This window comes from Oscillospiraceae bacterium MB24-C1, from assembly GCA_030913685.1.
GTDB lineage: Bacteria > Bacillota > Clostridia > Oscillospirales > Ruminococcaceae > Yanshouia.
The window spans coordinates 807,407-818,876 of sequence record CP133187.1 but is presented as its reverse complement, the minus strand read 5'-3'; the positions used below and the strand labels follow the sequence as shown (position 1 = coordinate 818,876).

Here is an 11,470-nt window from a genome sequence, read left to right as displayed (position 1 = left end):
TTATTTTAGGAAGCGCGCAAATACACAATACCATATAAAGGAGGAACCTATGTTGACATTACAACAGTTAAAATATTTTTGTGTGATGGCAGAAACGCTTCACTATACCGAAGCGGCTCAGAAATTATATATTTCGCAGTCCAGTCTTAGCTACGCGCTGTCAAAGCTTGAAGAGGAATTAGATGCACCGTTATTTGAAAAGCGGGGCAAACAGACGGTGCTTTCAAAATACGGACAAGGTTTTCTTCCGTACGCTACTCAGGCGCTGGATGCCGTTGATGCCGGGGTGCGGCATATATCGCAGATGCTACAATCCAATTCGGTAATTAATTTGGGGTATATCTACTCCTTAAGTTTTAACTACCTACCTAAAGTGATCAAGGGGTTTAGAACCCAGCCGGGCAACAGCGCAGTTTCTTTTAAATTCTTTCAGGGCTTAAGCTCGGTTATCATGCAGAAGCTCAAGCGCGGTGAGTTGGATCTGGCGCTTTCGGTTGAGCCGGGTGATGATGATACCATCAGCGCTATGCCGGTACACCTTCAAGAGCTGTACCTTGTTGTGCCCAATAGCCATCCGCTTGCCAGTTTTAAAAGTGTGTCAGTTGACGACATGCGCGATGAAACCTTTGTGGGCATAACGCCGAGCAGCGGGCTTTATAAGCATCTTAGCAGCATCTTTGATTCGCTCGGGTTTACCTGCAAAATAGCGTTTGAAGCTGAGGAGTGCAACTCGATGGCCTCGTTTGTCAGCGCGGGATTTGGCGTAGCTGTTATGCCTGAGATTCCGTCGTTTCAGTCCTATCGTGTAAAAGCGATACCTATTGCTGATGAACGTTTTTGTCGTCAGATTTATTTGTTGTGGGCCAAGGATCATTTTTCTTCGCCTGCCATTGAACATTTTAAAAGCTTTATCTGCAAGCCCCTTCCCGAGGCGGACAGCATATATGTATAAATGACTAAATTAGTGCATGAAACTTTATGCAAAACCGCTTAATCGACTTTAAGATTTCATGCAAATTTCGTTGTACAAAACAAACAAAAATTTAAACATAATAACAGCCAATTAGTCCAACTAATCGAAATGTCCGATTTAACGATCGAATTTCGGTGTTGGACTTTTTATTTGCCTTCTTGGATAATGACCATAGACGGCAGAATGTCTTTTCAAGAAATATGCACCCTGCAAAAAGGAGCTGAACTTTATGAATATGCCAAAATCCATAACAGTGTGTGAAGTTGGCCTACGCGATGGCCTACAAAATGAAAAAGCAGTGCTTAGAACTGAGCAAAAGCTAGCTTTGCTAGATAAAATTCAGGAAGCGGGCGTTTGGCTGATTGAAATTGGTAGCATGGTCAATCCAAAGGCTGTTCCGCAAATGGCGGACACTGGGGAGGTATATCAGAAGCTAGAGAAAAGGCCCGACGCAGAATATCGTGTGCTCGTTTTAAACCAAAAAGGCTTGGAGCGCGCGGTGGAAGTCGGTATGAAAAAGGTGAAAATCACCCTGTCGGTCAGCGAGGCACATCAGAGAGCAAACGCGAATTCAACGCCGCTTGAAATGTTCGAAAAATTTGCCCCCATGGCAGAATATGCCGCTGCACATGGCGTGACGCTTTCCGGGGCAATGGCGACATCTTTCGGATGCCCGTTTGAAGGGAAGATTCCGATTGAGCGGATCAAGGCGGTTACCGCAGAATTTAGAAAAATCGGCATAACCGAACTTTCTATGTCGGACACGACTGGAATGGCCAATCCAGCACTGGTTTATCGCCAGTGTATCGAAATGCAAGAAGCTTTTCCCGAGGTGATGTGGAACCTCCACTTTCACAACACGCGCGGTATGGGTCTGGCTAATGTTCTGGCCGGTATGCAAGCGGGGGTAACCCGTTTTGACGCAAGTTTGGGCGGTTTGGGCGGTTGTCCATTTGCCCCCGGTGCAACCGGGAACATCGCAACCGAAGATCTTCTGCATATGTGCGGCGAGATGGGCATTGAAACCGGCGTTGATCTTGATAAGATGATCGCGGCTGCCCACGAGCTGCAGGATATGGTTGGGCATTCACTTCCGGGTGCGGTATTGAAAGCCGGTAAGGTATCGGACCTCTATAAGGTTTAAAGTGCTTTATTTACTGCTGATGTTGTCTAAACAAGTTTCTTAATTCAATCTTTATAAAAGCGAAAGGATGATTTTTACTATGGCAAGTAAGGAGCTTACTGCAGAACAATTGAAAGAATTTGACGAGATGTTTGAGCGCGCACAAAAAGCGGCTGACATTATCGCAACATACGACCAGGAGCGTGTAGATCACCTCTGCCGCGCTGTCGGCTGGGCCATCACCAATCTCAAAACCTGGGAACCGCTCTGCTATGAGGTTGTCGAAGAGACCGGTCTTGGAGATCCGATTTCTAAGATTAGCAAGCGCAACAAGGTGCGCGGCATGCTGCGCGATGCACTGCGCGGAAAGAGCGTTGGTATTATCGAAGAGATCCCCGAGAAGGGAATTGTTAAATACGCAAAGCCCGTAGGCATTATCGCTTCGCTGGTTCCCACCACCAACCCGACCTCCACTCCTGCTGGTCAGGCGATGTACTCTATAAAGGCGCGTAACGCCATCATCTTTTCTCCGCATCCCCGTGCAAAGAAGTGTACTGCCAAGTGCGTACAGATTATGCGCGAGGCGCTTGTCCGTGAAGGCGCACCTGCCGACATTCTTCAGGTTATTGAAGAGCCGAACTTGGCCAAGACCGATGAGCTGATGAGACGCGCAAACCTGATCATTGCCACCGGCGGCCGTCCCATGGTTAAGGCTGCTTATTCCTCCGGCACCCCGGCCTTTGGCTCTGGCGCAGGCAACTCCACTATGATTTACGATGAGACTGCCGATCCTAAAGAAGCAGCAAAAAACACCCGCATTTCAAAGACTTCGGACTTTGGTTCCGGATGTTCCTGCGACGGCAACCTGATTATACACGCTTCCATCTTCGACGCGACGGTTGAAGCCCTCAAGGAAGAAGGCGCTTATCTCGCCAACGAGGAAGAAAAAGAGCTGATCAAGCGTGTCATGTGGGACGAAAATGGCCATAGACTGCCCGAGACCGTTGCGCTTCCTCCCCAGAAGCTCGCTGAGAAGGCCGGCTTTAGCATTGGACCGGAGTACAAGTTTATCGCTGTCATGGGCGACGGCATCGGCAAGGAGCATTTCTTCTCCAGCGAGAAGCTGACCACATTGCTCGCACTGTTTAAGTATGACGGCGAGTTCGAGAATGCGCTCGACATGATGCGCGCCATCTACGAAGTTGGCGGCAAGGGCCATTCCTGCGGCATCTATTCCTTCAACCAGGATCACATCCACAGACTTGGCCTGGCTGCACCTGTTTCTAGAATTATGGTTCGCCAGCCGCAGAATAAGGCCAACGCCGGTTCTTACACCAACGGCATGCCGATGACCAACTCGATGGGTTGCGGCACCTGGGGTGGAAACATCATCTCTGAGAATATTGCACTGCGTCAGTACATGAACGTGACCTGGGTGTCTGTGCCGATTCCTGAAGATAAACCCAGCGATGAGTGGCTGTTCGGTGAGTTCTACGACCCGGAGATGGACAAGTAAGACGGTTCAATGTTATCATCTTACGCGGGACGGCGTCAAAGCCGCCGTCCCTCCCCTCCATATATAACGCTTTGCTTAGAAAGGAGCGCAGATAAAACATGAAGAAATTACTTTCTTACCAAATAGTTGATTATTTGGAGCGTCGTGGCGTTGAGCATGTTTTTGGGCTTTGTGGTCATACCGTTATTGCCATGCTGGACGCGCTTGAGAAGAGCAAGAAAATTAAGTATATTTCCAATCGTCACGAGCAGATCGCATCCACTGCGGCCGACGGCTATGCGCGTGTCACTCATAAGGCGAGCGTGGTTATGTGCCACATCGGCCCCGGCATGACCAATGCCCTGACCGGCGTTGCGAATGCGGCATTTGATTCTATTCCTATGGTTGTGATTGCAGGCGATGCGCCCAGCTATTATTACGGCCGTCACCCGCATCAAGAGGTTAACCTACACTGCGACGGCTCACAGTACGATATTTACAAGCCCATCGTCAAGCGCGCATGGCGCATAGACGACCCCGAGGCGATGCCCGCAATTCTTGATAAGGCGTTTCGCCTTGCCGAAAGCGGCAGACCCGGCCCGGTGCTTATCTCGGTTCCGATGGATATGTTCTCTCGCGAGATTGATACAGATCTCTTTGAACGCACTTATCTCGATAGCGATCTCACGATTCGTCCCGCACTTGCTCCTGACGCTGCCAAGGCAATTGCCAAGCGTTTGGTTGAAGCCAAAAATCCTGTGATGCACGCAGGCGGCGGCATTTTGCTGGCGCAGGCTTCTGAAGATCTAGCGGCGCTGGCCGAGTTCCTTGACATACCCGTTTCGCGCACCCTGATGGGTCAGGGCTGCATCTCGGATAAACACCCGTTGATGATTGGCCAGACCGGCTTCTGGGGTATGGCGTTCACCCATGAGCTGACCGCCAATGCCGACGTAATCCTCGGTCTTGGAACCCGCTTTGCCGAGGCTGATAGTTCCAGCTGGTACCCGGGCGTGACCTTCGATATGGCAAAGACCAAGTTTTTGCAGATCGACATCGACCCCACCGAAATTGGTCGAAACTATCCTGTTGAAATCGGTGCGGTAGCAGACCTTAAATATGCGTTGCAGCAGATTCTTGAAGAAGCCAAAAAGCTTTGCCCCAACGGCATTGAGCGCCCTGAACTGCGCGCGGAAATTGCCGCAGAGAAGGCTGCATTCAAGGCTTCCAACGTCGAAATCAGCAACGATAGCCGCTTCCCGATGACACCTCAGCGCATCCTCAAGGACGTTAAAGAGCAGCTTCCTGTCGATTCGCTCATTTTCACCGACGTGGGCTGGAACAAGAATGGTGTCGCACAGCAGTTCGACGTTGAAATTCCCGGCAGCATCCACCATCCGTCCGGTCTTGCAACCATGGGCTTCGGCTCGGCAGCCATCTTAGGCGCTAAGCTGGCTGCCCCTGAAAAGGCAGTGATCACGCTCATCGGTGACGGCGGTTTTGGCACTAATCCCTCGGTTATTGCCACTGCGGTCGAGCAGAACATCCCCGTTGTATGGGTTGTTATGAATAACTCCGCGTTTGGTACCATCGCCGGCCTTGAGTACGGTAACTACGGCACCAAATTTGGTACGATGTTTGCAACTCCTGATGGCGAGAGCTATACCCCCAACTGGGCGGAGATCGCCAAGGGCTACGGCATCGAAGCAGTGAAGATCGAATCTGCTGATGAGTTTGCTCCCGCCTTGAAAAAAGCGATTGAAGCTAATAGACCCTATCTACTTGATGTACCTATGCAGAACATTCCGGTACCCACCCCGGGTTGCTGGAACATTAACGATATCTATTCTCCTGATGGCCGTGTTGTCAACGGCAAGGTCATCCGCAACGCTGAAGGCGTTTACGAGCCGCCGAAGCATTCTGCTTCGCATAAAACCTAATTAATCACTATAAAAAAGCACACCCCCTAATCCCATTCAATAATCGCAAGGCAGCGGCGCTTGCTTTAAGCGCCGCCGCCATACGCGGTAACACTTGTTAGAAAGGAAAAAAGGTGACCTATGAAGGTTCTCAAATGGTTGGATGAAAGCCTGGAAGAAACTATTCTGGTTGTACTTTTGCTGATTATGTCGCTGGCTATGGGCGCACAGATCATAGCAAGATATATTTTTAATAGTCCACTCTCCTGGTCTGAGGAACTTTCCCGTTTTCTATTTGTATGGTCGGGTTTCCTTAGCATCAGCTACTGCTTTAAAAAACAAATATCCATTAAAATAGAGCAACTTGTCTCTCTGCTTCCGCAGAAAGTTGCAACGGTTTTCAAAATTATTGAAAAAACAACCATGTTGTTATTCTATATTTATATGGTTCCTTTTGCTTGGACCTATTTCAACAACGCTATAACGAGCGGCCAGCTTAGTCCGGCGATGCAGATACCTATGTCTTTTATTTACATTGCCCCGCTAATAGGTTTCATTTTAAGCATTATCCGTCTGACGCAAGGCGTTGTAGAAAAGTCTTTGGTCTTTGTGCGTGGTGCTAAGGCTGGGCCTGGTCAGGTGGGAGGAGGACAATAATGACTGCTGTAATTGTATTTATAACATTTTTTGTATTACTGATTATCTCTATCCCCATTTCATCCAGTATTGCGATTACTTCAATCGTGCCTTCGCTGATACTCCCTAAATTTCCGGCTAACGGAACCTATTTGATCCGTGAGATGATCGGTGGCATCAACAGCTTCCCGCTGCTTGCTATCCCGATGTTCATTTTCTCTGGCATTATCATGGCCCGTGGTGGTGTTTCAAAGAAGCTTTTTAACTTTTTCACTTACTTTCTGGGCAGAATTCCCGCTGGCGTACCCTGTGCGGTTATCATCACCTGCCTGTTCTACGGCGCTATTTCCGGCTCTGCACCGGCTACTGTTGCCGCTGTTGGCAGCATGACCGTGCCAGTGTTAGTCAGCCTTGGTTATGATAAGAAGTTTTCAACCGCTGTTGTCGCTGTTTCAGGCAGCCTGGGTGTTATCATTCCACCGTCTATTCCATTTGTGCTTTACTGCATGGCTTCCGGCGCTTCGGTAGGCCAGCTGTTTATCGCAGGCGTTGTCCCTGGCTTTTTGATCGCATTTTGCCTGATGGGCTATGCTCTCTTTTATTGCTTGCGCAATGGCGAGGACAAAGCGAAGATTAATGAGGTTGTTGGTGACCTGCACAAGCAGGGTTTTGTCAAGGTGTTCTTTGACAGCTTCTGGGCACTGATGACACCGGTTATTATCTTGGGCAGTATCTATACCGGCGTGGCTTCTCCGACCGAAGCTGCGGTTCTGTCGGTGTTCTATGCCCTGTTTATCAGCTTATTCGTCTATAAAACGCTAAAGCTTAACGAGCTGTACAAAATATTTGTAGAAAGTGTTCGCACATATGCACCGCTTTTATTCCTGCTTGCCGCAGCGACTGCATTTGCACGTGTGCTGACCTTCCTCAAGGTTCCACAGCTTGTCAGCACCGCGATTAGTGATACCTTTGGTGGCAACAAGTTCCTCATTTTACTGGTTGTCAACCTGTTCTTGCTGATGGTGGGCATGGTCATGGACGGCGGTCCCGCTATTCTTATTCTGACGCCTATCCTTCTGCCGATTATGCAGACTGTTGGTGTACACCCACTACACTTTGGTGTTTTCTTGGTAACTAACCTTGCTATCGGCTTTGTAACCCCGCCCATCGGCATCAACCTGTTTGTTGCCAGCTCGATTACCGACGTCCCTGTTATGGATGTGGCAAAACATGCCATCCCCTTTATTTTGCTGTTCCTGTTGGCGTTGGTGCTTATTGTTGCTTTCCCAGCAATCAGCCTTGCGTTGGTCGGCATCTAAATTTTGTTTCCCAATAAGGGCGATGCCCTATTTTGAAAGGAGAAAGACAAACAATGAAAAAGTACTCGAAACTGTTAGCACTTGCTCTTTCTATTGCCACTGCGTTTTCTCTTACCGCTTGTGGCTCTAAGCCTGCAGCCTCCAGCGCTGCGCCTGCCTCCTCGGCAGATCCGGCTGCCTCTGCCAGCACACCTGCTCAAGCAGGCGGCAACATTGGTGAGCATTCTTGGACGCTTGGTATGGATAGCCCCAAGGACACGGTCACCTATTTCTACGGCGAGAAGCTTTCTGAAGAGATTGCAGCCCTTTCCGGCGGTAAGATGGCCATCGATGTTTACACCGACGGCACCCTCGGCGGCGACGTTGCGCTTCTTGAGAGCTGCAAGGACGGCAGTGTGACCTTTGTTGTTCAGACCACTGCACCGCAGGTAAACTTTATCCCTGAGCTGGCTGTATTCGACATGCCCGCTGTGTATCCCACCATTCAGGAATTTCGCGCAATTTTCGATAATGCAGACTTCATGGGTAAGGTTGCAGGCTTCTATGATGCGGCCGGCTACAAGTTGCTGGGATATGCGGATCAGACCTTCCGCGTTATGTCCTCCAACAAGAAGATTGAAAAGTTTGACGATTTCTCCGGCGTAAAGATCCGTACCATGGAAAATGCTAACCACATGGCGTTCTGGAAGGCACTTGGCGCTGCACCCACTCCTATGGCTTTCGGCGAGCTGTACACCGGCTTGCAGCAGGGTACCGTTGTCGCACAGGAGAATCCCTATGCGGTTATCGCGGCCAACAAGCTGTATGAGGTTCAGGATTACATCATCCAGACCAACCATCTGCCCCACATTCTTGCGCTGATCATGAACCCTGCCGAATACAATGCGCTCAACGACGAGGAGAAGGCACTTCTTGATCAGGCTGTTACCACTGCTACTGCTTATGCACGCGAGCAGGCTGACAAGCTTGAAGCTGACAAGACCAAGGTTATTGCCGAATCTGGCACCGAGGTTGTTCCGGTTTCCGCAGAGCTCTATGCTGAGATTAAAGCTGCTGCGCAGCCCGTGTACGATTCCGTCGCTGAAAAGGTCGGACAGGATCTCGTCGACGCCTATCTCGGTAAGTAAGAAAAACCAATATTCAGCGGGCGGCTCGTTCGCCCGCTGAGTACTTAAAAGAGGGTAAACCATGATTACTGTAGATACCAAGTTGATTGCCCTTATGGGAAATCCTTTACGCCAATCCTTTGCACCCAGAATGCAAAATGAGGCTTATCGCGCACTTGGGTTGGAGTTTTTATACTTCCCGCTGGAGGTAGAAAATGAGCACCTCAAAGATATGGTTCAGGCATTTCGTAACCTGAACAGCCCCGGATTTGCTGTGACCAAGCCCAATAAGATTAAGGTCATTGAATACCTCGACAGCCTCGATGAGTTTGCTGAAAAAATGGGGGCAGTTAATACCGTGGTTAAGCGGGACGGCAAGCTGATCGGTTACAATACTGACGGACCTGGATTTATCCGTTCTCTGACGCTTGAAACCGGCTGCGATATAACATCCAGCACCTTTTTCGCCTTTGGCGCCGGTGGAGCCGGCCGTGCAATCTGCTGTGCTCTGGCTTTTCACGGCGCAAAAGAAATTGTAATCGTCGACCGTTTTGACGCGGCCGCCAAAAGCCTGGCGGAAGACATTAATAAGAGCTTTGCGCCTGTCGCCAGATGGATTTCTTTTGAAGAGAAATCGGAATACGAAAAAGTCATAGGCGAATGTAATGTCGTTATGAACTGTTCTGGCGTCGGTATGTATCCGCACACTGACGAAACACCGATAGACGCAGCACTGCTTCACGCAGGGCAGATTGCTTTTGACGCAACCTATAATCCGCTTAAAACGCGCTTCCTGCAAGAGGCAGAGAAGGTCGGCTGTCGCATTCTCAACGGCCTTGGCATGAGCATCCATCAGGGCGCCATTCAGGTGAATCTCTGGTCGGGGTTGCCTGAGCCGGTTGAGGTTATGACAGAATCAATCAACAAGATTGTTGCTGAAATTCAGGCCGACCAAAAGTAAAAACAGCTATCTTCTCTTTTACTCTTATTCCTTTCACGTGATAAACCCGGCATAGGAGGACTATTGGCATGACAGAAATTTTGGGCAAGGTTCTTCCTTTGCTCTTTCTAATTGCACTGGGCTACATTTTGCAGCGCATGCAATTTTTGGGGGAAGAGGCCTTCTTCAAGCTACAATCGCTGGTGCTTAATATTGCACTTCCGTGTATGTTATGTATCACTTTTATCAATTTGGACGTTGATGTCTCCTATGCCTGGCTAAGCGTGGCATTCTTTTCTTTAATGGTCATTTTGCTGGTGCTTGGCTTTGTTATTTATCGAATATTTCCTATAAAAAGAAGTTTCTTTCCGTTTTTACTGACCTCCTTCGGCTTCGGCACCACATCGATACCTTTTTATGTCGCACTTTTTGGGCAAGAGAATCTAAAGTATTTAAGTGTCCTTGGCGTTGGGCATGAAGTTTTCATCGCGCTTGTTTTCTTACCATTGGCCCAAATGTGTTTAAGCGGAGAAAAAATTACACCGTATCAATTACTTAGATCTTTAAAAAATCCTTTTTTAGTTATGACATTTATGGGGCTTATTATCCGTGTTTTTGGTTTGCGCGAGCTCCTTTTTAATAATGCGCTTGGGCTGGGCCTTTACGGCGCGATTGAACGGCTAGGCGCTATTTCGCTAACTTTAACGCTTGTTATCATAGGATATCGGTTACAGCTTTCAAACAGAAAGAATCTAGTGGAAAGTGTTCTTTATGTTGTCGTTCGTTATGCCGTATCACTCAGTGTTGCTTTTGCATTTAAGTTAATCATTATTGATAACCTGATTGCGCCAAACCCTTTGTTTGACGCAGCATACTTTATTTTATTGACACAGCACAGTTCAATTTCGCTCACTGTTTTGGTTGGGCAAAACTGTGCGCGTGAAGATCACGAGGTGGTCACCAATACGTTCGTTATAAATACTGTGGTTGGTATTTTGATCTTTCTTGTGTATTCTTTAACCTTTTAATACTACAGATACTCCTGAAAGGATGATTGTTGTTGAAACGAGAATATTCGCTGGCGCACTTGACCGCGCTACGCTGCCCGCCCCCTGAACTAGTCTACACCGCCAAGCTGGCCGGTTATGATTATGTCAGTCCCCGCATTGTCAACCTTGGCGTTAAGGGTGAATCTAATTATGATCTCGCGTCGCAGCCCGAAATGCTTCGAGATACTATGAATGCCATGGAAGATACCGGCATTCGCGTACACGATATCGAGCTATTGCGAATTTTAGAGGATACCGATGTCAAAAGGTATACAGCAGCGGTAGAAGTAGGCGCCCGCCTTGGCGCGCGTCATGTGCTCAGTAGCATATGGACGTCGAATAAGGAACTTTACATCGAAAAGTTTGCACAGCTTTGCGATCTAGCCAAGTCCTATGGTATGGGCGTGCAGCTTGAGTTTGTCACATGGGCCGATGTTGCGAACCTTACGCAGGTAAAAGAAGTATTGACAGCCATCAACCGGGATAACGCGGGTATCATGTTAGATACGCTACATGCACACCGTTCTCGTGTTGCACCTGAGGAGCTGGATGATTGTCCGAAAAGCTGGTTTAAGTTCTGCCATATTTGTGACGGCCCGGCTGATATTCCGACCAGCAAGGAAGAACTGCTTGTTGTCGGACGCGATGGGCGCTATTATGTCGGCGAAGGTGTTATTGATATTGCCGCCTATGTCAGCCGTATGCCGAATGATGTTGTTTGCAGCATAGAGCTGCCACATTTAAAGCGGATTGGTGTTTATGGTGCCGTCGAACATGCGCGCCGCTGCCTTGAATCGGCCAAAACCTACTTTGCTGCGCACAACATGTAATTACCAACAAGAATAAGTGTTTATAGAATGGGCTTTATTCAACCGGAAAGAAACGGCTGCTATGGGATGCAGCCGTTTCT

At 48.7% G+C, this 11,470-nt stretch carries 10 protein-coding genes; all 10 read left to right on the top strand.

From position 1 onward, the window contains the following. The first annotated feature begins 49 nt into the window (after positions 1 to 49). Positions 50 to 952: a LysR family transcriptional regulator gene (locus RBH76_04070; protein ID WMJ84613.1), complete on the top strand. Its 903-nt coding sequence runs from the start codon at positions 50 to 52 to the stop codon at positions 950 to 952. Between the two features lie 250 nt (positions 953 to 1,202). Next, positions 1,203 to 2,117: a hydroxymethylglutaryl-CoA lyase gene (locus tag RBH76_04065; protein ID WMJ84612.1), complete on the top strand. Its 915-nt coding sequence runs from the start codon at positions 1,203 to 1,205 to the stop codon at positions 2,115 to 2,117. Between the two features lie 79 nt (positions 2,118 to 2,196). Continuing rightward, positions 2,197 to 3,612 carry an aldehyde dehydrogenase family protein gene (locus tag RBH76_04060; GenBank protein WMJ84611.1) on the top strand — a complete coding sequence of 472 codons (1,416 nt, stop codon included), beginning with the start codon at positions 2,197 to 2,199 and terminating at the stop codon, positions 3,610 to 3,612. A gap of 98 nt (positions 3,613 to 3,710) precedes the next feature. After that, complete coding sequence (locus tag RBH76_04055; protein ID WMJ84610.1) at positions 3,711 to 5,531, top strand: thiamine pyrophosphate-binding protein; 1,821 nt, start codon at positions 3,711 to 3,713, stop codon at positions 5,529 to 5,531. A gap of 120 nt (positions 5,532 to 5,651) precedes the next feature. Further along, positions 5,652 to 6,167 carry a TRAP transporter small permease gene (locus tag RBH76_04050; GenBank protein ID WMJ84609.1) on the top strand — a complete coding sequence of 172 codons (516 nt, stop codon included), beginning with the start codon at positions 5,652 to 5,654 and terminating at the stop codon, positions 6,165 to 6,167. Next, on the top strand, positions 6,167 to 7,465 hold the full coding sequence (locus tag RBH76_04045) for a TRAP transporter large permease (protein ID WMJ84608.1): 1,299 nt from the start codon (positions 6,167 to 6,169) through the stop codon (positions 7,463 to 7,465). The genes RBH76_04050 and RBH76_04045 overlap by 1 nt, the downstream gene beginning before the upstream one ends. Positions 7,466 to 7,518: 53 nt before the next feature. Then, positions 7,519 to 8,592 (top strand): TRAP transporter substrate-binding protein, encoded by a 1,074-nt coding sequence (locus RBH76_04040; GenBank protein ID WMJ84607.1) that lies wholly within the window; start codon positions 7,519 to 7,521, stop codon positions 8,590 to 8,592. A 61-nt stretch (positions 8,593 to 8,653) separates the two neighbouring features. Then, positions 8,654 to 9,532, top strand: coding sequence for a shikimate dehydrogenase (gene aroE / locus RBH76_04035; protein WMJ84606.1), 879 nt, complete (start codon positions 8,654 to 8,656; stop codon positions 9,530 to 9,532). Between the two features lie 68 nt (positions 9,533 to 9,600). Continuing rightward, entirely contained in the window at positions 9,601 to 10,539 is a 939-nt protein-coding gene (locus RBH76_04030; GenBank protein ID WMJ84605.1) for a hypothetical protein, read from the top strand. Between the two features lie 32 nt (positions 10,540 to 10,571). Then, positions 10,572 to 11,390, top strand: coding sequence for a TIM barrel protein (locus RBH76_04025; protein WMJ84604.1), 819 nt, complete (start codon positions 10,572 to 10,574; stop codon positions 11,388 to 11,390). Positions 11,391 to 11,470 lie beyond the last annotated feature (80 nt).